This is a genomic window from Bdellovibrio sp. HCB-110 (assembly GCF_047323225.1).
In the GTDB taxonomy this organism is placed as follows: domain Bacteria; phylum Bdellovibrionota; class Bdellovibrionia; order Bdellovibrionales; family Bdellovibrionaceae; genus Bdellovibrio.
Genome location: NZ_CP178750.1, coordinates 1,556,380 through 1,580,143 on the forward strand (window position 1 = coordinate 1,556,380; position 23,764 = coordinate 1,580,143).

At 44.9% G+C, this 23,764-nt stretch carries 20 protein-coding genes; 17 read left to right on the plus strand and 3 right to left on the minus strand.

The annotated features are described in order from the left end of the window. Window positions 1-31: 31 nt before the first annotated feature. The 9 genes from bamA to ACL934_RS07490 all read left to right on the plus strand — a co-directional run bounded on the left by bamA (window position 32) and on the right by ACL934_RS07490 (window position 9,574). Window positions 32-2,428: an outer membrane protein assembly factor BamA gene (gene bamA / locus ACL934_RS07450; RefSeq protein WP_374079441.1), complete on the plus strand. Its 2,397-nt coding sequence runs from the start codon at window positions 32-34 to the stop codon at window positions 2,426-2,428. 29 nt (window positions 2,429-2,457) lie between these two features. Further along, window positions 2,458-2,958 carry an OmpH family outer membrane protein gene (locus ACL934_RS07455; protein ID WP_374079443.1) on the plus strand — a complete coding sequence of 167 codons (501 nt, stop codon included), beginning with the start codon at window positions 2,458-2,460 and terminating at the stop codon, window positions 2,956-2,958. 79 nt (window positions 2,959-3,037) lie between these two features. Beyond that, window positions 3,038-3,862, plus strand: coding sequence for an acyl-ACP--UDP-N-acetylglucosamine O-acyltransferase (gene lpxA / locus ACL934_RS07460; RefSeq protein ID WP_374079446.1), 825 nt, complete (start codon window positions 3,038-3,040; stop codon window positions 3,860-3,862). After that, the gene (locus tag ACL934_RS07465) at window positions 3,855-4,781 is read left to right on the plus strand and encodes a Gfo/Idh/MocA family protein (RefSeq protein ID WP_374079449.1); all 927 of its coding nucleotides are present in this window, start codon (window positions 3,855-3,857) and stop codon (window positions 4,779-4,781) included. Before lpxA ends, ACL934_RS07465 begins: the two co-directional genes overlap by 8 nt. Next, window positions 4,782-5,933, plus strand: a complete 1,152-nt coding sequence (gene lpxB, locus ACL934_RS07470) for a lipid-A-disaccharide synthase (RefSeq protein ID WP_374079452.1) — start codon at window positions 4,782-4,784, stop codon at window positions 5,931-5,933. After that, window positions 5,930-6,949: a tetraacyldisaccharide 4'-kinase gene (lpxK, locus tag ACL934_RS07475; RefSeq protein ID WP_374079454.1), complete on the plus strand. Its 1,020-nt coding sequence runs from the start codon at window positions 5,930-5,932 to the stop codon at window positions 6,947-6,949. The genes lpxB and lpxK overlap by 4 nt, the downstream gene beginning before the upstream one ends. Next, complete coding sequence (locus ACL934_RS07480; protein ID WP_374079457.1) at window positions 6,921-7,802, plus strand: lysophospholipid acyltransferase family protein; 882 nt, start codon at window positions 6,921-6,923, stop codon at window positions 7,800-7,802. The genes lpxK and ACL934_RS07480 overlap by 29 nt, the downstream gene beginning before the upstream one ends. Further along, window positions 7,802-8,872 (plus strand): DUF3108 domain-containing protein, encoded by a 1,071-nt coding sequence (locus tag ACL934_RS07485; RefSeq protein WP_374079459.1) that lies wholly within the window; start codon window positions 7,802-7,804, stop codon window positions 8,870-8,872. Before ACL934_RS07480 ends, ACL934_RS07485 begins: the two co-directional genes overlap by 1 nt. Before the next feature lie 81 nt (window positions 8,873-8,953). Continuing rightward, complete coding sequence (locus ACL934_RS07490) at window positions 8,954-9,574, plus strand: response regulator transcription factor (protein WP_374079462.1); 621 nt, start codon at window positions 8,954-8,956, stop codon at window positions 9,572-9,574. Between the two features lie 21 nt (window positions 9,575-9,595). On the opposite strand, the gene ACL934_RS07495 is transcribed toward ACL934_RS07490, so the two are convergent. Next, window positions 9,596-10,732, minus strand: a complete 1,137-nt coding sequence (locus tag ACL934_RS07495; protein ID WP_374079464.1) for a cyclic nucleotide-binding domain-containing protein — start codon at window positions 10,730-10,732, stop codon at window positions 9,596-9,598. A 200-nt stretch (window positions 10,733-10,932) separates the two neighbouring features. On the opposite strand from ACL934_RS07495, the gene ACL934_RS07500 reads away from it, so the two are divergent. Next, window positions 10,933-12,018, plus strand: a complete 1,086-nt coding sequence (locus ACL934_RS07500; protein ID WP_374079466.1) for a glycosyltransferase family 9 protein — start codon at window positions 10,933-10,935, stop codon at window positions 12,016-12,018. Next, on the plus strand, window positions 11,921-13,015 hold the full coding sequence (locus ACL934_RS07505) for a glycosyltransferase family 9 protein (RefSeq protein WP_374079469.1): 1,095 nt from the start codon (window positions 11,921-11,923) through the stop codon (window positions 13,013-13,015). Before ACL934_RS07500 ends, ACL934_RS07505 begins: the two co-directional genes overlap by 98 nt. On the opposite strand, the gene ACL934_RS07510 is transcribed toward ACL934_RS07505, so the two are convergent. Both ACL934_RS07510 and ACL934_RS07515 read right to left on the minus strand, forming a co-directional pair. Beyond that, window positions 12,999-14,411 carry a sigma-54-dependent transcriptional regulator gene (locus ACL934_RS07510; RefSeq protein ID WP_374079471.1) on the minus strand — a complete coding sequence of 471 codons (1,413 nt, stop codon included), beginning with the start codon at window positions 14,409-14,411 and terminating at the stop codon, window positions 12,999-13,001. The two genes, ACL934_RS07505 and ACL934_RS07510, sit on opposite strands and share 17 nt — an antisense overlap. Next, window positions 14,408-16,288 (minus strand): CHASE2 domain-containing protein, encoded by a 1,881-nt coding sequence (locus ACL934_RS07515; protein ID WP_374079473.1) that lies wholly within the window; start codon window positions 16,286-16,288, stop codon window positions 14,408-14,410. Before ACL934_RS07515 ends, ACL934_RS07510 begins: the two co-directional genes overlap by 4 nt. A gap of 72 nt (window positions 16,289-16,360) precedes the next feature. Between ACL934_RS07515 and ACL934_RS07520 the strand changes: the two genes are divergently transcribed. The 6 genes from ACL934_RS07520 to ACL934_RS07545 all read left to right on the plus strand — a co-directional run bounded on the left by ACL934_RS07520 (window position 16,361) and on the right by ACL934_RS07545 (window position 23,725). Next, window positions 16,361-17,308, plus strand: coding sequence for a bifunctional riboflavin kinase/FAD synthetase (locus tag ACL934_RS07520; protein ID WP_374080452.1), 948 nt, complete (start codon window positions 16,361-16,363; stop codon window positions 17,306-17,308). A gap of 28 nt (window positions 17,309-17,336) precedes the next feature. Continuing rightward, window positions 17,337-18,113, plus strand: a complete 777-nt coding sequence (locus ACL934_RS07525) for a hypothetical protein (RefSeq protein WP_413613275.1) — start codon at window positions 17,337-17,339, stop codon at window positions 18,111-18,113. A gap of 68 nt (window positions 18,114-18,181) precedes the next feature. Beyond that, on the plus strand, window positions 18,182-19,885 hold the full coding sequence (pilB, locus tag ACL934_RS07530; protein ID WP_413613276.1) for a type IV-A pilus assembly ATPase PilB: 1,704 nt from the start codon (window positions 18,182-18,184) through the stop codon (window positions 19,883-19,885). Beyond that, on the plus strand, window positions 19,885-20,928 hold the full coding sequence (locus tag ACL934_RS07535) for a twitching motility protein PilT (RefSeq protein ID WP_374079478.1): 1,044 nt from the start codon (window positions 19,885-19,887) through the stop codon (window positions 20,926-20,928). Before pilB ends, ACL934_RS07535 begins: the two co-directional genes overlap by 1 nt. A gap of 1 nt (window position 20,929) precedes the next feature. Next, the gene (locus ACL934_RS07540) at window positions 20,930-22,147 is read left to right on the plus strand and encodes a type II secretion system F family protein (RefSeq protein WP_374079480.1); all 1,218 of its coding nucleotides are present in this window, start codon (window positions 20,930-20,932) and stop codon (window positions 22,145-22,147) included. Continuing rightward, window positions 22,148-23,725 (plus strand): two-component system sensor histidine kinase NtrB, encoded by a 1,578-nt coding sequence (locus tag ACL934_RS07545; protein WP_374079483.1) that lies wholly within the window; start codon window positions 22,148-22,150, stop codon window positions 23,723-23,725. The last annotated feature ends 39 nt before the right edge of the window (window positions 23,726-23,764 follow it).

The following is a 23,764-nucleotide window of genomic DNA, read 5'->3' on the forward strand; positions in this document are numbered from 1 at the left end:
TGACTTTCGAAACTGTTGAGGAATTGAAACTTTGAGTAAGCTTCTTTGTGTACTGCTAATCACTTCGTTAACTTCGACGGTTTGGGCTGCTCCGGCCAAAAAGAAAACCAATAAGAAAAATACTCCTGTGCAGGCAGCGGTGGCTGCTCCTGTTTCTTCTGGTCTGACCATCAAAAACATCGAAGTTTCCGGCAATCGTAAAATCGAAAAAGACGCGATCCTAACTAAGATCACTTCCAAAGTGGGAGAATCTTATTCTACCCAACACATTCGCGCCGATGTGGAAGCTTTATTTAAACTGGGCTTCTTCAACGACATCGAAGTGGATCGTCAAGTGAGTGGTAAAGATGTCACTCTGACTTACAAAGTTTTAGAAAAACCTTCCATCGTGGAAATCACTTACGAAGGTAACAGCGAAGTGAAGTCGGAAGATATCGCGGATGCGACGGGTATTAAAGCTTATCAACTTCTCAATATGGCCAAAGTCAAAGAAGCCGTTGAGAAAGTTCAGAAGCTTTACGAGGACAAGGGTTTCTTCCTCGCTAAAGTTGAAGCCGAAGTGCAAATCTTGAAAAAAGATGAGACTGTTCGTCTGGTATTTAAAGTTCGTGAAAACGACAAAGTGAAAGTGAAAAAGATTACGTTCTTAGGCAACAAGCATTTGGGCGACAGTCAGTTAAAGTCCAAAATGTTGACTCAAGAAGGTGGTTTCTTTTCGGGCCTTTCCGGTTCAGGTCAGTATAAGCAAGAAATGTTTGAGCGTGACGTGCAAATCCTGCGCTTCCTTTACTGGAACCAAGGTTACGTGCAAGCCAAGGTCGATCGTCCTCAAGTGACGGTGACTCCGGATAAAAAGAACATCTACATCACCATCCGTATTGAAGAGGGTGAGCAGTATGATGTCGGCGACGTGGATTTCGCCGGTGATATTCTGTTCCCAAAACAAGAACTTTATGAAGCGATCAAAATTGATGACAACGGCATCTTCGCTTATGACGTTCTTCAAAAAGACATCAGTGAGTTGACAGCGAAATACGGTGACTTGGGTTATGCCTATGCCAACGTCATTCCGCGCACGGCTTTCAATGCCAAAGATCGCAAAGTGAATTTGATCTTTGAATTCGACAAAGGTTCCAAAGTTTACTTCGGTAAGATCAACATGGTCGGAAACTCGAAGACCCGTGATAAAGTCATCCGTCGTGAGTTGAAGATTCATGAAGGGGAGCTTTACAACGAAACTCGTCGTCGCCAATCTTTGGAAAACATCCAACGCCTTGGTTACTTCGACGAAGTGAATTTCAAAACGTCTATTGACCCTGAGCGCACAGAAATCATGAACGTGGACATCTCCGTGAAGGAAAGAAACACAGGGCAGATCCAGTTGGGCGCCGGTTACGGAACGTCTCAAGGTTTCACATTGCAAGGTTCTGTGAACCAAGCCAACTTCTTAGGTAAGGGACAAAACTTAGGGGCCTCTTTGAACCTAAGCAACACGGGCAGTTACTACAGTCTTTCTTTCACGGAGCCTTATTTCAACGACACTCTCTGGTCCGTGGGTGGAAGCGTTTATCAAAGTGCCAACACAGGTCGCGCGGACTTTGATGAAAATCACAAAGGGGGAACGATCAGTTTCGGTCACCCTGTCGCAGAATTCACGCGTGGTTATTTACGCTACAAATACGACGATACAGAGTTGTCGAACAAATATGAATCCGATGGAACTTTGATCACAGATCCAGATCTGTTCCCATTGTCTTCAGCTTCCGGAGTGACAAGCTCTTTAACGGCAACTTTGGAGTACGACACACGTAATGACCGTCAGATGCCGACGCGTGGTATTTATACGAGTGGTGCTTTTGAATACGCGGGTCTAGGTGGAGATCTGAAATATACTCGCGGAAATGCCTCATTCCGTTATTACAAAAATATCTTCTGGGACGTAGTGTGGAGAAATAACATCACCTACGCACGTATTGATTCTTTGGAAGGCCAAGATGTTCCGTTCAGTGAGTTGTATCTTCTTGGAGGCCCTTATTCTCTAAGGGGTTACCGCTCTTACCGTGTCGGTAGAATGAAGTACTCGCAGAAGGTTTTTGATAAAGTCAAAGCCGACAATCCAGGCATTAGTGACGAAGAAGCCACAAAACGCGCGATGCGTTTTTACGGGGGCACTCAACAGGCAATGTACCAGACTGAATTACAGTTCCCTTTAGTAAAAGAAGCTGGCATCATGGGAGCTGGATTCTTTGACATCGGTGCCGCAGAAGACGTTCTTACGGACAGCAACTTCTTTGCCGATGTGGGCTTTGGAATTCGTTGGTACTCTCCGATTGGGGTCTTGCGCTTTGAATGGGGCTTCCCTTTAAACCGCGATCCTCTGTACCAGGACGCGACTGTGTTCGAGTTCTCAATCGGACCTAGCTTTTAATTTTAGACCTTTTAAGGAGGATTTTAAGAATGAAGAAAATGTTGATCGCGATGAGCATGCTTCTAGCAGCTTCTTTCGCACACGCAGAAGCTAAGGTTGGCTACGTAGACATGCAAAAAGCTATTCAAGCAACTTCTGCTGGTAAAAAAGCAAAAGGTGAATTGGAAACTGAGTTCAACAAAAAGAAAAAAGAACTCGAGAAAAAAGAAGCTGATTTGAAAAAAATGGGCGAAGACTTGGAAAAGAAAAAGTCCGTTCTTTCTGAAGAAGCTCTTGGTAAAAAACAAGCTGAGTTCCAAGAAGAAATGCTTAAGTACCGTGATGTAGTTGGTAAGAGCCAAATCGAAATCCAAAAGAAAGAGCGCGAATTGACAGCTCCGATCTTGGATAAGATGAAAAAAGTTATCGCAAAACTTGCGAAAGACAAAGGCTACACAATGGTCATCGAAAATTCTCAAATGGTGCTTTACGCAACACCAGACGCTGATTTGACACAAGAAGTGATTTCGGCCTTCGAGAAAGAAAAGTAGTAATACGAAAAACGAAAGGGCCTGCAAGGGCCCTTTTTTAGTTGGGCGTCTGATAAAAACGCTCTGTTAGGTAAAATAAATGGCAAATTATAAAATTCATCCAAGCAGTGTTATCTCTCCAGAAGTAGAAATCGCCGATGACGTAGAAATCGGTCCTTACTGCTTGATCCAAGGTAAAGTTAAAATTGGTAAAGGCACTTACGTTGAAGGGCATGTCACTTTAGGATCTCGTCATGGGATTCTTGAAATCGGCGCAAACAATCATTTCTGCCCAGGCGCTGCTATTGGTGGTGCGCCTCAAGACGTTTCTTATAAAGGTGAACCAACAAGTTTGATTATCGGAAACAATAATACTTTCCGTGAATTTACGACAGTGAACCTTGCAACAAGCAAGGGTGATAAAAAAACTGAAATCGGTGATAACTGCTATTTCATGGCATACACGCACGTTGGTCATGACTGCAAACTGGGTAACAACGTGATCATGGCGAACAACACTCATTTGGGTGGTCACTGTGAAATCGCTGACGGCGTTTTCATTGGTGGTATGTCGGCTTTGAACCAATTTACTAAAGTTGGTAAAATGGCGTTCATTGCAGGCAGCAGTATCGTGAATAAAGACGTTCTTCCTTTCTGTCGTGCTCAGGGAACTTACGCGACAATCCGTGCAACAAATAAAATCGGTTTGGCTCGTAAAGGTTTCGACCGCGCAGAAATTTCAAATGTTCATAAAGCAATCCGTATCATTATCATGGGTTCGCACACGGTTGATGAAGGTATCGCCCGCATTCAACAAGAGTGCACAATGAGCCCTAACATTGAATACTTCATCGACTTCATTAAAAATTCAAAACGCGGTATCGCTGTCGATAGAAGTCCTAAAGGATGGCAAGACGATGAGTAAGAAATTACGTGGCGCTGTTATTGGCGTGGGATACTTGGGTAACTTCCATGCGCAAAAATATAAAAACAACCCCCATGTAGAACTTGTGGGCGTGTGTGATCATTTCCCTGCGCAAGCTGATAAGATTGCGGCGGAGTTGGGAGTGAAAAGCTTCCATCGTCCGGGTGATCTTATTGGTCAGGTCGATCTTGTGACTATTGCTGCCAGCACATTGAGCCACTTTGAATTGGCTAAAATGTTTTTGCAAAACGGCGTTCACGTGAATGTGGAAAAACCAATCACAGCGACAGTTCCCCAAGCAGAAGAGCTTGTGGCGTTGGCTGAAAAACATAATTTGAAATTAGCGGTTGGGCATATTGAGAGATTCAATCCCTCTGTGATTGAATTAAAAAAGCATCTTAAAAACCCTCGCACGATTGAATTGACTCGCATGGCGCCTTACAAAGCGCGTGGTGCCGATGTCAGCGTTCTGCATGATTTGATGATTCACGATATGGATCTTCTTTTCTGGCTGACGGGAAGCGAGATTGACACGATGGTGGGGGCGGGAACAAAACTTGTTTCCAAAGAATTGGATACAGCCTCTGTGTCTTTCAAAATGAAAAACGGCGTGCACGGAATTATTAACGTGAGCCGTGTTTCTCCGACAATGCAAAGATCTATCCGCGTGACTCAAGATGATTGCACGTTGTTCGCACACACGGGAACTCACGAGCTTGAAAAAGTGGAAGTGGGACCTGGCGGTGATGAACTGGTGAAGGTCACAAAGTGGACTGTGAATAAAGAAGATGCTCTTCAAAAAGAAACAGACGCGTTTATCGAAAGCGTTCTGCATGATAAGAAGCCTGCGGTGACGGGGCTTGATGGATTGAAAGCTCTTCAAGCAATTGAAGACATTCAAAGAATGATCGAGGCCTAAGTGGATCAGGTTTTGATTGTTGCGGCGGAAGCCTCCAGCGTGACTTATGCTCAAAGAATTCTTGAGACCTGGAAAAAGCAGGGACGTAAAGTCCATGCTTTCGGCGTCGGCAGTCAAGACATGGAAAACATCGGCTTTGAACGTCTGGGAAAATCCGAAGAGATGGCTGTGGTTGGCGCGGCAGAAATCATCGCCCAGTACAGTCATCTGAAGGGTGTTTTTGACAGCCTCGTGGCGGAAGCTGAAAAACGCCGCCCTAAAGTAGCCATCGTCATGGACTATCCTGAATTCAACCTCATGCTCGCTAAAAAGTTACATGGCTTGGGCATTCCGGTTGTTTACTATATTTCTCCGCAAGTCTGGGCCTGGCGCAAAGGCCGTGTGAAGACGATTAAAAAATACTGCAAAAAAGTTTTCGTTCTTTTCCCATTTGAAGTGCCTTTCTATGAAGAACACGGGGTTCCTTGTGAATTCGTAGGGCATCCTCTTTTGGATGAATTAGATGATCGTTTGCTCAATGATCCGGGTTATCTCAAAACTCATCGCAATCAATGCGGGATTCGCGATGACGAAATCGTTTTGGGACTTATGCCGGGCAGCCGTCGTTTGGAGTTGAAACAACACTTTCAAATTCAATTGGACACAGCTCGCATTCTTTCTAAAAAGTTTCCAAATTTGAAAGTCGTTATTTTGACGGCACCTACTTTCAGCAAAGAAAAAATGCTGGAGTATTTGGAAGACTTCCGCCTGCCTTATATTTTGTTGAAGGATGAGCCTTTCCGCATGATCCATTTGGTGGACATGATGCTGGTGGCGTCAGGAACGGCAACTTTGCAAGTCGGTATTCTTAAGAAGCCGATGGTCATCATGTATAAAATGAAGTGGCTTACAGGTGTGTTTGCCAAGATTTTTGTGCGTGGAACGAAATATTTCGGTTTAGTGAATTTGATTCTTGGAAAGGAAGCCGTGCCAGAAAGATTCCAGTCAGATGTGAATCCGGAACTTTTGGCTTCCTTGCTTGAAAAATACATCACAGATCCTCAATACAAAGAACAAGTGATCTCAGACCTCACACAGCTTCGTCAATATCTTGGCGATAAGGGAGCAACTCAACGTGTGGTGAAAGCCCTCGACGAGTTTTTTGTGAAATGAAGATCTACTTAAGACCTTTTTCATTTCTGTATGATCAGATCGTGGGAGTTAAAAACTCCATGTATGATCGTGGAATGATTGGGGCTTATAAGGCGCCAGTTCCGGTTGTGAGTATCGGAAATCTGACGGTGGGCGGGACGGGAAAAACACCGATCACAGATTTTTGCTTGAAGTCTCTTGTGGCTCAGGGGAAAAAAGTGGCGGTGATCAGTCGTTCTTATCGCGCGGATGCGGGATCGCCAGTTTTAGTCGATGTTGAACATCCGTTTGCGGCTCGTTACTATGGCGATGAGCCGGTTCTTTTAGCGCAGGCGAACCCCGAAGTTTCTGTTTTTGTAGGTCCCAGCAAGTGGCAAACGGCGCAGTATGCAGTTTCTAAAGACACATTTGATGTATTGATTGTCGATGACGGTTTTCAACATAGAAAACTTTCCCGCGATTTAAATATTGTGATTTTGGATGCGACTGAAAGCCTGGACAACTATGCTGTTGTACCAGAGGGACGTGCGCGTGAGTCTTGGGCGGGTATACAACGGGCCGATGTTCTTATTCTTACCAAATGCAATCTTGCTAAAGAAGACGATCTGAAAGCTTTGGAAGAGCGTCTCCCCAAAGACAAAGAGATTTTGTATTTCGGTTACGAGATTAACAGTTTTAAAAATGCGAAAACCGGTGACGTCAAACTTCGTCAGGACTTTCAAGGGCAAGAACTCTTTCTAGTTTCAGCCATTGCTCGTCCCGATGTCTTTGAGAAAATGATGCGTGAAATTGGTGAAGTTTCTAAAAAGAGCATTCACTATCGTGATCATCACCAGTACACCGATGGCGATTGCAAGCACATTGAAGAAGAGTATCGTAAATCTCAGGCGAAGCATCTGATTTCAACTGGCAAAGATGCCGTAAAACTTCGTCACATTCTATCAAACCCGTCTCAGCTGTGGAGTGCTTCTTTGGAAGTGGCCGAGCTTGGGAAGAAGGGACGTCTCAGTGAAATTATTAGTCAAATTCTTCGTTAAGATCATGGTTTTTTTAAGCTCCCTTTTTCCGCGCACGTGGCTTCGCAAGTCCGGGGCTTGGGTGGGCTTTTTGTGGTTTGACGTCATGGGTTTTAGAAAAAAGATCGTGATGAGCAATCTCGATATTGCTTTTCCGGAGTGGCCCCAAGAACAGAAACACAAAGTGGGGCGGGAGTCGGTCTACCAATTGGGATACAACTTTGCTGAATTCTTTTTTATTCCGTCAGTGACGCCGGAGTGGATTCAAAAGAACGTTGTTTTTGAAGGATGGGAAAATGTTGAAAAAGCCCGCTCTCAAGGCAAAGGAATGTTCTTTCTAAGTTTGCACCTGGGAAATGGAGATTTGGCAGCGAATGCGATTGCCCAGAGTGGGCAAGAGCTTTTCATTATCACCAAACGTTTTAAGACTCAGTGGTTTAACGATTTGTGGTTCTCTGTTCGTGGCGCCAAAGGTGTTAAGTACATCGATGCTCACGGACCTAACAATGCATTTGAAATTCTTAAAGCTCTTAAGAAAAATGCCGCTTTGGTTTTTGTGTTAGATCAATACATGGGAAAACCTTACGGGATTGCGACTACGTTCTTTGGAAAACGAACGGGAACAGCCTATGGTCTAGCTCTGTTCGCACAAAAAACCAAATCACCGGTGCTTCCGATTTACACCTATGAAGGAAATGACAAAAAACTTCATGTCGTGATCGAGCCAGCTATGGACACAGAGAATTGTGTGACCGATGATAAAGATCAGACCATTTTGAATATTACGCAGTCCTTCAATGACAAGCTTGAAGAGATTGTGCGTAAACACCCGGAACAATGGATGTGGGTGCATCGTCGATGGAAGGATTTTTAGTGAAATTCTCAGCTCTTCTTGGCGCTTTCTTCTCTGTGTTTATGTTGGTGTCGTGTTCGACATCTTTTTTAAAGTATGAGAAGGCCGACCAGCTTAAGAAGATGGAAGAGTTTGATCAGGCTGTCAAAATTGTAAAGCCACAGGAACCTCCGCCAGAGACCGCGACGACACCGGAGCAGACACCGACAGAGGTGAAAACCCCGGTAGCTAAAAAGGTCGAACCCAAAGCCAAGGCTCCGGCAAAAAAAGATCCTACAAAAGTAATAAAGAAAACAGGCAAGGCGGCTACTAAAGCGGAGCCTGAGATAACACGTCGTCAACCTGACATTGAAGATGACGCCGGTTTTGAAGGGCGTCGTCCGATCAAAGATCCCTTCCGTGTTGGTGAAGAGGTTGTTCACGATGTTCACTATTTTAAAGTCTCTGCCGGTGAACTTCGTTTGAAGGTAGAGCCTTTTTCAATGGTGAATAATCGCAAATCTTATACTTTTGCGATTGAAATCAGAACCAGTTCCTTGTTTTCGACATTTTATAGTGTGGAAGACCGCGCTGAAACATTTGTCGACTATGAAGACCTCGTTCCCCGCGTGTTTCAGTTGCATGTGAAAGAATCCAAACAGCTTCGCGAAGCGAAAATGCTTTTTGATACAGAAAAGAACGTAGCGAAGTTCTGGGAAAAGAAAGTGACGACGGAAGATGGTGAAGAGGAAAAGAAGCAAGAATGGGAAATTCTGCCTTATACTCAAAACGTCTATAGCGCGATTTACTACATGAGAAACTTCCAGTGGGAGCCAGGGAAGGAATATTCTTTCCGCGTTGCGAATGACAACGAGAATTTAGTTTTCTCTGGCAAGGCCGTCCGACGAGAGGTTTTGGAGACAAAACTAGGTCCGATGAAGGCCATTGTTATTCAGCCCACGTTTTTTCTAAAAGGAAAATTCAAACCTATTGGCGACAACTTCATTTGGCTTTCAGATGATGACCGTCGCTACATTTTACGAATTGAATCGAAAATTAAAATCGGTACTCTTGTTTCCGAAGTAGTTTCCATTAATCCAGGCAAACAGTAAATTCTTTCTCACCCAATCGGTGGACGTGAAAACGAAATTTTTCTTTGACTAAAAATGGGGAGACCATGAAAATTTCTCAACATGGATACAAAAGAACATCGTGACGGAATACTAATCATAGACGACCACGCAATCACCAGAACGGCTTTGATTGCGGAGATCGAAAAATTTTCCAGTGACTTTTATGTTATGGGCGAGGCCGCTGATTATACTTCGGCTCTTTCGCAAATCGAGACTTTAAAACCTCAAATTGTATTTTTGGATCACGTTTTAAAAACGGCGGATGGTCTTCAGATTCTCGATATTTTAAAGACTTTGTCTTGTAAGGTATTTGTATTCACGCAGATGGAAGATCCCCATGTGCTTCACCATTACTGGAAAAGCTCCGTTACGGCTTTGGTCAGCAAAGCTTTGGAAATCAGCGATCTTCGCCACGCTCTTCAGTCCGTGCGCCAAGGGAAACGTTACATTTCGCCGAATCTGCAGCAAATTATTGAAGCCAACTACAAGAATCTTTTAACGACTCGAGAGATTGAAGTCATTCGTTTGATCTCAAGCGGTCGTTCCAATAAAGAAGTCGCTCAAGTTTTGGGTTGCACGGACCACACCATTAAAACCCACAAGGCCAATATCATGGAGAAGCTGGGTTACGCCAATACCGTCGAAGTGAGTGTTTGGGCTTCTAAAAATGGCTTGATCTAAAGAAGGGCCTTCTAAGTAATTCTACCGATTTCTTTGTGCGTCGTTGGCGAGGCGTTGAGCTGCCAGGGTTTCAATTTCTTTGGCTAAAAGTAAGTTCTGGGAAAGAACGCGATAGAAATCATTCTGATGGATTTCTAAAAGGACGGAGTTCTGTTGGGTCCTCACCGTCGCTGTTCTTTGGCCACCACTCATCAGTAATGAGATTTCACCAAAGGAAGAGCCCTGTCCTAATACGTTGATATTTTTTCCGCGCTGGCTGATGACGACGTTGCCTTGAATAAGAATGTAACAAGTATTTCCAGGTTGTCCTTCTTGGAAAAGGATGTGATGCGCAGGAGCCTGGCAGAGCCGTCCCGTAAAAATCAAACTATCCAAACTGTCCGTAGGCAGATCTTTAAAGAAGGGCGACGATTGCAAAGCTTGTAAAACCCAGAAGCGGTGTTGCAGGCTTTGCGCTTTTTCTGATTTGATCAACTCATCAAACTCCGGCAAGTGTTGAATGCGCAGAATTTCAGAGGGCAGTGTTGTGATAACATCAGCCGAACGAGGTTGATTTAAAAGAAAACCTCTTTCACCAAAAATAGAACCAGCTCCTAATACCGAGACCATCTGCCGTCTTTTCGCATCAAGAACGCGATAGATCGCAGCTTGTCCTGTGAGGATGATGTACAAGTCCCGGTCGAGCATTCCGGATTGAGTTAGGCGCATTTGTGCAGGAACCTGAAAGCGTTCGGCTTTTTGCAGAAGGTGAGAGGCGAGTTGTGGTTCTAATGAGCGAAAGAACGGCAAGTCACGGGAACTCATTCGGGTGCCAGTCAAAAGTTTCTTGTCGAAAGATGAATTCTGATATTTGATTTCTTGTGCTTCAGATTTAGTAAAGTAATCGCGCAACGAGGGATTGATGATAAGCCCTTCATTCACAAGAAACTGAAGCAGGCCAAAGAGTTCGCGAAAACTAACCAGCCAACCTTGCCCCAAGTAAAACTGCACGAGGCTTTCAATGCTTCCCGAATTACGAAGTATATCTAGATACGAATATTGAAGGGGGCTGAGGCGATAACTCTTGCGTGTTTCTGAAATGACAAGACTGCCTCCGCCGTCACCCTGCGGAGTTAGTTGAAATGCCTTGAGCTGGACCTTTTCCTTTTCAATCTTCATCCGAAGACTTATCGGAAAAAACATGAGGAAGGTTACCGAACCAAGGTCGGGAAATAAGGAACTAAGACTCAGGAAAAACAAGGGACTGTCATACAATAAACGATATGCCTATCACTGATTGCCGACATTTTTCGGGGTATAAACCTTGTTCTAAGAGTGAACATTGCGACAACTCATGTTCGCATAAAGATATTCCCACCATGTCTCTTTTAGTTGTGCACTTAGGGGCGTTGGGGGCCGTGGTTCGCAGTACCAGTTTGCTAAGGGCAATCAAAAGAAAATATCCAAGCTCGATGATCACTTGGGTGACGGATGCTCCGGCCCATCATCTTTTAAAAAATCATCCGGCAATTGATCGGGTGCTCACGACAAGTGAAGCCGACTTGCTTCAGCTCGGTGTTCTTGAATTTGAAGTGGCGTTGGTGATTGATAAGTCTCTTAAAGCCATCGGAGTTTTAAAACGAACTCAGGTCGATCAAGTCTTTGGTTTCCGAGCGGATCCACGCAATGGCGCGGTTCTTCCGGCAACCGCAGCGGCTCAAGAGTTGTGGGAGCTAGGTCTTAACAATCACAAAAAATTCTTCGAAAACGAAAAGGCTGAAACTCAGTTGATGATTGAAGCTTTGGAGTTGGGAGAATTTCGTCGCGACGATTACTGGCTTCCGCTCACAGCGGCAGAAGAACGTGAGTCCATATTGCGCCGTCAGCAATGGCTCACGGAACGAAATAAAGAAATCATCATAGGTTTAAATACGGGATGCAGCCCTGTTATTCCTTATAAAAAACTGACTGTGGATTATCACCGCTTGATGATTGAAAGAATTCTTCAGCATTTTCCAAAAGCAGAAGTGGTTTTATTGGGGGGCCCCGAGGATACGGATCGCAATGCTTTGATTGCTCAAGGTTTGCCAGTTATTTCATCAGAAACAGAGTCGGGATTGCGCGATGGTTTGATCAGTGTTGCGGCCTGCGATGTGATTGTGACTGGAGACAGCCTCGGAATGCACATGGCAATCTCTCAGAAAAAGCAAGTGATCGCGTGGTTTGGACCGACCTGTGCTCATGAAATCGACCTTTACGACAGAGGATTTAAGATCCTCACAAAGAGCCCTTGCAGCCCGTGCTGGAAGAGGACTTGTGAAAAAAACATTATGTGCTACGATCAGGTCTCGTTAGAGGAAATTGTTCATGCCCTTGAATCTTGTTGTGCAAACAGCCTTTCTGGGAGACTTACTGCTCTCCATCCCGCTTCTGAAAAAGTGTCGGGAACTATGGCCGCAACATAAACTCGCTTTAGTCTGCCGAAAAGGTCTGGGTGACTTTTTTCTTAAAACTCATCTTGTCGATCAAGTCTTTGAAATCGAAAAAGGGAAGTCGGACACTTATGCTCAGATCGTCGAGCATCTTCGCTATGTCGATGTCGACAATCTGATTTCTCCTCATCAGTCTTTGCGCACGGCCTTCTTCTGCACACAGATTAAAGCCAAACACAAAATCGGTTTTCAAAAATCCTGGAATTTTCTGATTTTTTCAAAAAGAACTCAGCGTGACGAGCAGTTGCCCGATGCCATGAGGCAGTTAAGTCTTTTAGCTCCTGAAGATGCCAATCTTGCCAGCGATTTAGCGCAGTATGTGAGGGAGGGTAAGCCCTATAGTCCCGATGCACATGGAAAATTGGCGGCGCCTCCAAAGTGGGCGTCAATGAGTCTGCGTCATCAGGTTTTAGAGCTTCAGGATGTTTATAAATCTCTTCAAGAGCGTTTTGATCTTAAAGGATTTAATGAGGGCAAAGCCGTTCTTCTTTTCCCAGGCAGCGTGTGGGCGACGAAGCGTTGGACCGAAGAGGGATTCATTCGCACGGGCAAAGCTCTTCAAGCGAAGGGTTTTCATGTCTATGTGATGGGTGGACCGGGAGAAGAAGCTCTCGCTGAAAAAGTCGCGGCGGAAATTCCGGGCTCTCAATCTTTGGCGGGAAAAACTAAAATTATTGAGTCAGCACAGCTCATCGCTAGAGCCGCACTCTTAATCGGAAACGACAGTGCTTCGACTCACTTGGCGGCAGTTTGCGAAACGCCATTGGTTGCAGTGTTTGGTCCGACGATTTTAGAATTTGGTTATCGTCCGTGGTCGGCTGAAAGTTTTGTCGTTCAGCGCGAAGGTCTGAAATGTCGACCTTGCGGAAAACACGGTCACAAAGTCTGTCCCATCAAAACTCACGAATGCATGAAAAGCATTTCGGCGGAGGAAGTCCTCCGCACAGCGGGCTTTATTCTTCGTTCGTAAAGTCCTTAACGTTAATTCCGTACTTACGAATCTTACGAAGCAAAGTGTTCTTAGGAATATTGGCTTGCGCCACAGTTTGGTTGATACGTCCGTTATTGGCTTTCAAAGCGCTGACGATAAACTCTTTTTCCATCTCTTCTTTGAAGGCATCAAAATCCAAAGGACCTGAGTAGCCGACATTCGCTGTCTTATCGCCATTGTCTTTTGGAGCAAGCTTAATAGACTCTGGTAAAGAATCTACTGTGATAGAGTAGGTGTTTTCCACGATGAAAGCGCGTTCAATTACGTTTTCAAGTTCACGGATATTTCCTGGCCAACGATAAGACTTTAAAAGATCCAAAGCCTCTGAGGTTACGCCATTGATAATGCGGCCGTGTTGTTTTGAAAACTTCTTAATAAAGTTTTGAGTCAAAGGTTCAATGTCATCATAACGCTCACGCAAAGGTGGCAAGAAGATCGGCATCACATTCAAACGATAGAAAAGGTCTTCACGGAAAGTTCCTTCTTCCATCATTTTTTCCAAGTTGCGATTTGTTGCTGCGATAATACGTGTCGTTGTTTTAACTTCACGTGTTCCACCCACCGGAGTGAACTTGCGTTCTTGCAGGACGCGCAAGAGCTTTACCTGCATGTCGGGACGAAGCTCACCAATTTCATCCAGGAACAAAGTTCCGTTGTTGGCCATTTGGAACTTGCCGATTTTTCTTTCAACGGCGCCAGTGAAGGCGCCTTTTTCGTGACCGAAAAGTTCGCTCTCCATCAGACTTTCTGGAATAGCGCCACAGTTGATGGCAACAAAACTTCCTGATTTGCGAGGGGAGTTGAAGTGAATGGCGCGAGCAACAAGCTCTTTACCAGTTCCGTTTTCACCACGCACAAGAACTGTCGTGTCGACTTTGCACAGGCGGTAGATAAGATTAAAGACTTCTTTCATTTTTGAAGAGCCACCGACAAATTCACTTTCGATGTCGTCATCAAAAACCGGATTGGAAAGAGCGAGGCTCGATACAAGGTCGCGAGCTTCCAAACTCTTGCGAACGATTTCGGCCAAGAGTTGTGGATTGACTGGTTTTTCAACGTAGTCGTAAGCGCCTTCTTTGATCGCAAGAACGGCGTCGTGCAAGTTGGAGTGCGCAGTCATCAATACCACAAAAGTGCGAGGGTCGTGTTCCTTGATCGCTGTCAAAGCTTCAAGGCCATTCATCTCTGGCATTTTGACGTCCATCAAAACCAGATCCCATTGTTGTTGTTTTACTTTCTCTAAGGCTTCTTTTCCCGTGGAAGCTTCGTCGATTGTAAAATCAATTTCTGGCATTGTGGATTTAAGAATAGAAATCACTGAACGGCGGAGTTCAGCTTCGTCATCTACAATCAGCGTGTGGAGTTTATTCATCATGCTAGCACCTCAGTTTCGCTTTCCGATTCAAATTCTGTATCAAGAGGCAGAGTGAAAGAAACTGTGGTTCCGTGTCCCACTGTACTTTCCATTTTTACTTTTCCGCCATGAAGTTCGATAAAATATTTTACGAGATAAAGTCCCAGTCCCGTTCCTTTGGTTCTTAGATCCTGATCACTTCCGCGAGTGAACTTACCCCAGACTTTTTCCATGTCTTCAGGTTTAATACCTTCCCCGGTATCTTTAACGATCACGTGCACAAGATCATCTGACTCGTGAGAGATCACCTCAATGCGTCCGCCAGAAGGAGTGTACTTAATGGCGTTCTCAATCAGATTGATCACAACCTCTTTGATTAAGGTTGTATCAAACTCTAAAGAGAACATGGGTTCAAGGACCGTATGGATTGCAATGTTCTTTTCGCGGGCCAAGGGACGCAAAGAGTGCAAGGCTTCTTCGATCACTTCGTTGATGTCGCCAACGTCCGTATTGATCTTAAAATCCCGGGACTCTACGCGAAGAACTTTAAGAATGGATTGGATGTAGCGATTCAGTTCATCTCCATACAGTCTTAAAGAGCGCAAATCTTGATTCAGCTCAGAATCCTGATGCTGCGTCATGAGGCGGTCCACGATAGCTTGAATTTTTGCAATCGGGGTTTTTAAATCGTGAGAGATCAAACTCACGAAATTGTTCTTCAGTTGCTCAAGTTCTTGCAGATACTGTTGCTCTTGTTGCAGGCGGAAGTTTTTCTTTTCAATCTTGGTCGCTTGATAACCAATGAAGATGATCCACGACGCGCCTAAAAGCACAAAAGGCGAAAAGGCTGGGGACCAGAAGTAGAAACTGTCAAACACCCAAGCTGACAATGCAGCAAGCAGAGTTCCCATCCACATGATAAAGAACAATGCTACAGATTGTGGATACGTCGTGATCAAGAAAACCGCGATGAGCATCAAGACGAAAAATCCTGAAGCATACCACCAGAACGGAAGTCTTTTGATCCACTTGTCTCCCAAAACCGTGTCTGTGGCGTGGGCCAAGATCTCTGTGCGTGACAAAGTTCCCATCGGTGTCATGTAAGTCGGGGAGGAAGATGTTTCCGCACCAATGATCACGATCTTGTCAGAAAAAGCATTAGCCGGAACTTCGTCATACATGATTTCACTCAGGGTGTATTGAGTGAACACGCGATTAGAGCCACGGAAGTTGATCGGAAGACCCGCTTGCTTTGTCGGAAATTTTTTGTGGGTGATCATTTCCACTAAGTGAGGCATCTCAGATCTTTGTGGGAAGACTCGACGGACAACACCGTCTTCGTCGCGACGAACTTCATTGTTTCCAAGATTGGTGTGATCGCGGTTTGTAAAGACCGGAGTGAGAACTCTCTCTAAGCTGTTTGTTGTCGAAGCCCAGACCACGCGAGAATCCAAAAAGAGTTTTTGGTCCTCCGGAGAAAGTCGAACGGTTCCCACGTTATCGCCAAAGTACAAAGTGACGCCGACAGAGCGGGGGTTTTGTCTCAAGATGCGCAAAAGAAGTTCGGACCAAATTTCTTTGTTCCAAAAAAAGCTGTCTGTGATGTCTGTGACCTCGCTCATGTTGTCCAAGAAATTGGTGCGAGATTCATAAATCGCCGAAAAATCAGATTGGCGGATGGTGATCAGGACTATTTGCTGGGAAGTTCTTTGGTCCCCGCGCAATTGGAATCTTTGGTCGTAAGCATTGATTTCATCGTTGGAAAGAGCCAAGCAACCGATCGCCCAACACAGAATACAGCGAAGCCAGAACCCTCGACGGCGGGAAAAGAAACGAAGCAGGACTTCGAGACGGATTTTGAGGTGTTCAAACGAGGCTTTTTGCACGCGTCGCAACATAGCAAATTTATTAAAAAATTCAACTATTAAAAGGGCTTACAGCCGGGCTTGGAACAGGGTATATTGAAAAATATGCATGTTTATCAAGGCGTCAAGCAGCTGAGTGCGCCACTTGAATCCTCTGTAGTCACAATAGGGAACTTTGACGGGGTTCATTTAGGACATCAGCAGCTCATAGAGAATGTAGTTCGTGAAGCCCAATACTATGGGGTTCCCTCTGTCGTTTACACTTTTCATCCTCATCCAGTGAAAGTTCTTCATCCTGAGAGAGCCACTTACAGGCTTTTTGATCTGAAGGATCAGCAGGAGCAGTTTCAAGAGCGTGGCATTGAGTACGTGATTATCGAAGAGTTTACGAAAGAGTTTTCGCAAGTTTCTCCGCAAGATTTTTTGGATCGCTACATCGTTTCTCGTTTGCATCCGAAAACTCTGGTGGTGGGGCATGACTTTTCTTTCGGTGCGGACCGCGCGGGGAATATTCCGTTCCTGGAAAAATACTGTGCTGAAAAAGGCATTCGTTTGATCATCATCCCGCCGTTCCAATATCAGGGCGCGGTGGTTTCTTCGACTCGCATTCGTGAAGCTCTTAAAAACGGTGAGGTTGAAAAAGCTCACGAACTTTTGGGCCGCACATACTACATGCGCGGTCACGTGGAAAAAGGTTTTCAAAGAGGTCGCACTATTGGAGTTCCGACAGCCAATATTCATCCAGATGTGGAATTCATTCCGCGCAAGGGAGTGTACTGCACTCTCACAAAAATCGGCGGACATCTGCATCCCTCCGTAACGAACATTGGCGTGAATCCCACTTTCCAAGAGAATGGCAAAGGGCCCATAAAAATTGAAACGCATCTTTTTGATTTCGATGCGCATCTTTATGGTCTGGAAGTAGAAGTGTACTTGTTGCACTTTATTCGCGATGAAATGAAATTTTCGGGAATTGATGAATTAAAAGCGCAAATCCAAAAAGACATGGACGAAACACGCAGGTATTTCCGTGAGCACCCTCAAAATAGTTGAGTTGAATCCCACTGGGATGGGACATTTTGTGAAATATCTCAAATTCCTTTCCGAGCAAAAAGGCTGGGGATGGGAGTTTGAAGTGCATCCGGAATTTTCCCGGGATGTGATTCAGAGTGCGGCGGCAGTGAAGGTGGCTCCGTCATTGTCCTCTAAAATTTTGCCTCAACTGACAGTTTTGCCGACGCAAGTGCGCAGCATTGAATGTCTGGATTCTTTTTTTAAGGAAAATGGAACTTGGTATCCGCGCTTGCTTTTGCACGAGGCTTTGCGTTTGGTTTTTGTCGGTGAAGCTCGGGATTTGGACATTCGTGCTCCGGCATTTGTTGTTGGTGACGGTGATGAAGCGCGCATTGTATCTTCGGTTTTGGCTGAGATGGGCGTTGGCGATATTTATCTTGTCGGCGATGCTGGCCGTTTGCAGTCACAAAAAGAAATTTTAGCTCGATCGCAATTGGGCATTCGCTTTCATGTTTTGCTTCCGGACGATCTCACATTGCAGGCGGTGAGTGCGGGCGTTGTGGTCAATACGGTGGATCTTTCCAAGCAGAAGTCTTTATTAACGGATCTTTCGTATTTCAATTTCATGAAGCGCGCTGGGTATGCCTTAGATTTAAACATTTTGCCGGCGCAAAATCTTCTTCTCGAAGAAGCGGAGAAGGCAGAACTTCGAGTGCTTCCTCCTGTTCTTGTCGCGGCGATTTTGACTCGTCTGTGGTTGGATCGTCTCGAAGTGGGAAGTGAGCTTTCCCCTCAAGACATCCGCGAAACTTGGATGCAGTTTTTGAAGCAGAGTTCTTCTTAACAAAACTATTCTAAGGCCTAGTTACAAAAAATGGCACCCTAGAGTAAAGTGAGTCTAGGGGAGCCACAATGTCTTCGCTCAAAATTGGTGAAATCTTAGTTAAGCAAGGTTTGTTGAAACCTGATCAGTTTGCTTTGGCTGTTGAAGAACAAAAAAAGACGGGACAAAAACTGACGGGTGCCATCATTCAATTGGGTTTTCTTAAGGAAAACCAAATCCTTCGCGCTCTTGAAAAACATTTCGCAGTTCCCGGTGTTGAAGTGAACACTTTTGAAATTGATCAAAGCGTGATTTCTTTGATCCCTAAAGATGTTTGCGAAAAAAACACGTTGATCCCTTTGCAAAAAGCCGGAACCACTTTGGTGGTCGCGTTCGCGGACCCCTCTAATATTATAGTCAAAGAAGATTTGCGTTTTATCACTCGATGCCGCATTCAAGCGGTGGTCGGTACCGAGAGTGCCATCGTTTCAGGTATTGAAAAATACTATGGCGGCAGCATCAGTACAAAAAACTTAAACAATATGAATGCCGACGGGTTGGACGAAGAGTTCAGCATCAACAGTCCCACGGCAGAGATCATTGACCAAGACGGTTTTGCCGACGACGCTCCGATTGTAAAGTTCGTGAACTCGATTTTAGGTGATGCCATTCGTAAAAAAGTTTCCGATATTCACTTTGAACCTTACGAAAAAAAATACCGCGTGCGTTTCCGTATCGACGGTAACTTGGTGGAGGCGACAGCTCCGCCTTCAGGAACGGGTGCCGCGATTGCTTCGCGTATTAAGATTATGTCGAAGCTAGATATCGCTGAAAAACGTCGTCCTCAAGATGGTCGTTTGAAAGTTCGTACTTCCAAAGGAAAAGAGATGGATTTCCGCGTGAGCGTTCTGCCAACTCTGTGGGGCGAGAAAGTCGTCTTACGTCTTTTGGATAAATCCAATTTGCAATTAGATATGACGAAACTTGGATTTGAAGAGGACGATTTAAAACTCTTTAAATCTCAAATCAATCTCCCACAGGGCATGGTCTTGATCACGGGACCTACGGGTTCTGGTAAGACGAATACGATTTATTCAGCACTTGCAGAACTTAACCAACCAGATGTGAATATCTCCACAGCGGAAGATCCTGTCGAGTTCAACTTGGAAGGGATCAATCAGGTGCAGATGAACGCCGATATTGATCTGACATTTTCAAGTGCATTGAAGTCTTTCCTTCGTCAGGACCCTGATATCGTATTGGTGGGGGAGATTCGTGACTTTGAAACAGCAGAAATTGCTTTTAAAGCCGCGTCGACAGGTCACTTGGTCGTAAGTACTCTGCACACGAACGATGCTCCAAGCACGGTGATTCGTCTGACGGAAATGGGTGTGGCTCCGTATATTATCACGTCTACTGTGAACTTGATCGTGGCACAACGTCTTGTCGGTAAAATTTGTGACTCTTGCAAAACGCCGATGGAAGTGCCGGCACAGACGCTAATCAATCTTGGTGTGGCACAAAATGATATTCATGAATACAAGCTTTTCCATGGAAAAGGTTGTGCGAACTGCAATAACACAGGAATCAAGGGACGTACGGCGATCTTCGAACTTATGCACATGACGGAGAAAATGAAAGAGGCGATCTTAAAGGGCGCTTCGACGGGACAGCTTCGTTATCTTGCCCGCGAACAAGGGATGAGAACCTTGCGCCGAAGTGCTTTGTTAAAATTAAAACGTGGTATGACAACTATTGAAGAAGTACTCAATGCATCAGTGAAGGACACATAATGAGTTTGACGGAACTTCTTTTGCAAGCAAAAGCGAAAAAAGCGGAAGAATTTTTATTTGTCGTGGGAAGTGAACCCCGCGTACGTCTTCCCTCGGGATGGACGAGTCTAAGATCGTCTCCGGCTTTAGTGACGGAGTGGAATCTGTTGCAGCAAAGTTTGCTCAATAATCAGCAGAAAGCGGTTCTTGATACAACTGGAGTTGTGCAAGGTGAAGCTTCTTTTGAAAGTGTCAGAATTGGATTTTCGTTTTTTCAACAAGACACGACGATGAAAGCGGTTTTGGATATGGATCTGGATGGCGGGCGCCAAGAGATTTCACTTCCACCGTCTTTGTTGGAAACCTGCCTTCGCATGAAGGGTTTGGTTTTATTGTCAGGCCCTGGTGAAGCCGGACAAGTGTGGGCGCTCCACCGTATTCTCCAAAAATTAAGTGAAGAAAAATCTTTTGTTGGCGTGGTGTTTTCACGCAAAGCTTTCCCGCAAGTGCGCGAAGAGAAAGCCTGCTACCTTTATCACAATGGCGAATTTTCTCGTGCGGAAGAAAAAGAAAGTCTTCTCTCCGGCGTTGATATGGTCGTTTTTGATGGTTATGGCGATGAGGGTTCTTTTGAGGAAGCCTTGGCTCTGGCGGAACGCGGAACATTTGTTATCTATTCAATGAAAGCGCCTTCGGTGACGAACGCTCTTCGTCGCTGTCTTTCTGTTTTAGGTGATAAGTACGGAGAACACGGAGCCCCTCGTTTGGCTGAAGTGTTAAGCCTCGCTTCAGGGCAATACCCTGTGGCTGGTCTTTCTGGTGAAAAAATATTTGCTCACGAGGTTTTATTGATGAAGCCACAAGTGAGATCGCTGATTGAAGATGAAGATGTGAAAAGTTTGGAGAATCTCATGACGAACTCTCCAGAGAATTCAGGTCTTCTGACTTTGAATCAGTCTTTATTGCAACATTTGATTCGTCGTCGCGTGGATTTAAAAACAGCATTTGAAGTTTCTAGAGATCCCGACAACCTTGATCAACTTCTTAAGAAGGTAGGTATCTAAGATGGCTAAATTCCAGTATCAAGCCAAAAACTCCACGGGCCAGATGGTTCAGGGAGAGATCGAAGCCGCTTCTCAACAAGAAGCCATCATTCGTCTTAGAGCGCAGCAACTCCTGCCAGTGCGTGTAGTGCAATTTGGTGCGGCTCGTGCTTCGGCAGGAAAGAATGCAAGTATCTTTGCAGCTCGTGTAAAGGGAAAAGATCTACAAATCTTCACTCGTCAATTTGCGACATTGATCAACGCTGGTATTCCGGTGGTGGATTCTTTGAAAATCCTTTCAGAAGGTTTGCGCCCGGGACTTTTAAAAGAAGCTTCGGCTCAAGTAAAAACGTCCATTGAAGGCGGTCGTCGTTTGGCCGACTCCATGGCGCAAGTTCCAAATGTTTTTGATAAATTGTACGTGAATATGATTCAAGCCGGGGAAGAAGCCGGTATCCTCGATGGTATCTTGCAACGTCTTGCAAGTTACATGGAGAAATCTGAAAAACTAAAAGCCCAAGTGAAGGGCGCCTTGGTTTACCCGATGGTGATTATCGTGGTGGCGATGATCGTTATCGCCGGTATCTTGGTTTTCATCATTCCTAAATTTATGGAGTTCTTTGCTTCCTCTGGTAAAGAGCCGCCGATGTTGACTCAGATGGTTGTGAATCTCAGTAACTCGATGATTCACAATTGGTATGTGTATCTTGTTGTTCTTGTTGTGGGTCCTTTTGCCTTCGCGCAATGGATTAAAACGGACAGCGGTAAAGATACTTTTGATCGCTTTTTGATGAAAGCACCTGTGTTTGGTGAAGTGATTCAAAAATCAGCCATTGCTCGTTTGACCAGGACGCTTTCAACTCTTTTGGGTTCGGGTGTTGGTCTGATCGAGGCCATTGAGATTTCTGCCAAGACAGCAGGTAATATCGTCATCGAACAGTCTTTGCTTCGCTGTAAAGAATCCGTGACTCAAGGTCGTACTTTCGCAGCTCCCTTGGGTAAAGAAAAAGCGTTCCCGGACATGGTTGTACAAATGATCTCCATCGGGGAGCAGTCAGGTACATTAGACGTGATGCTTGGTAAAATTGCTGACTTCTATGAAGATGAAGTTGAGACAGCAGTGAAAGCCATGACGTCTTTGCTAGAGCCTCTTTTGATGGTTGTTTTGGGTGGTATTATCGCGGTTCTTGTTGTGGCGATGTATCTTCCGATCTTCAATATGGCGGATGTGGTTCAATAGATGCGTCTGAGTTTGGCGTTGCAGAACAATAAAAATCAAGGGCTGATGGTGGAGTTTGCACGCGTCAGCCTTTTTGCGTTGATCTTATTGATCAGTGTGATTTCAAGTGTCGTGCAAGAAGGTTTCATCAATTGGTCTATCTTGGGGCCTTTTTATGGAATTCTCTCCGTAGCTTTTGCTTTGCATCTTTTGTGGTTCTCCTTTTGGGATGAGCTTTTAAAACGCCCGGTTTTATTATTCTTAGGATTTATCTTTGATTCCCTGTTTATTTCTCTTTTGATTTATTACTCGGGAATCAATCAGTCCCTGTTCTTGTTCTTGCATCTGGTGAATATCTTGCTTGCGGGAATTGCGTGCCGAGGTGTCGGTGCGGTGACTCTTGCATTATTCACGAGTATTTTCTTTTCTGTGGCGGCCTTGTTTTCGCCAGAAATGAAAGCTCTGAATTTCTTTTTCTTATTGGCACTAAATAACATCGCCTTTTTTTCCGTGGCGGGTCTTGCCGGATATCTCAGTGAGCAACTGCAAAGTGTCGGTAGCGAACTTAAGAAAACGGGGCTCAGTCTTCGTTCTGCGCAGGAACTCAATGAAGTTCTTATCGAAAATATTCCGACAGGAATGGTTTCATTCACCGAGGCCGGAGAGGTTGTAAAAGCCAACTCTTCGGCGGTGGATATTTTAGGTTTTTCTGATTTTACAAAAATAAACTGGTTTTCTCTTTTTCCGGAAGTGCAAAAGTCTGAAGGTCTTTTCAAAGGGGACGTAAAGTACGCTGATAAAAAAGACAACGGCGCCAAAATTCTGGGAATGACGGTTTCAAAGATTTACAGCCCAGAATTGCAGGCGCACTTATCGATTGCCCTTTTTGATGACCTGACAAAAATTCGTCAGCTAGAATACAATGCGCGCCAAAATGAAAAATTGGCAGCGGTGGGCGGATTGGCTGCGGGGATCGCCCATGAAATTCGCAATCCTTTGGCCGGAATCAGCGGCAGTATTGAAATGCTCACGCAGACCGTCACCAATGATGACGATAAGAAATTGATGAAGATTGTTTTGCGCGAGATTGATCGTCTGAATAATTTGATCACAGAGTTTTTGGATTATGCGCGTCCCGAAACGCCTCCGACAGATCCGGTGGATTTGTCTTCACTCTTTAATGAGATTCTGGATTCCATGCGCCTTAACAAACAAGTGCGCGAAGATGTGCAGCAGGTGCGAGAGTATGCCGAAGGCTTAAAAATCCTCGGTCGTCGCGATAAATTGAAACAAGCTTTTTTAAATATCATTATTAACTCTTACCAAGCGATGAACGAATCCAAGAATCCATCCATCGCGGTCAAAGCTCTTGTGACGGACAAAGAAGTGCAAGTGCGTATTCGCGATGCAGGTTCGGGGATGAGTGAGGCAACGAAGAAGAAAATGTTTGAACCTTTCCACACGACGAAGCCCAAAGGCACAGGCCTTGGTCTAGCTGTGACTCATAAGATTTTGGAAGGGCATGGAGCACGGGTCTTTGTTGAGAGTGAAGTGGGCGTAGGTACTGAGTTTATTTTGACTTTTCCAAGAGCAAACTGAGAGAATAGTGTTTAATACACAGGACGTGGGAGCGTATAA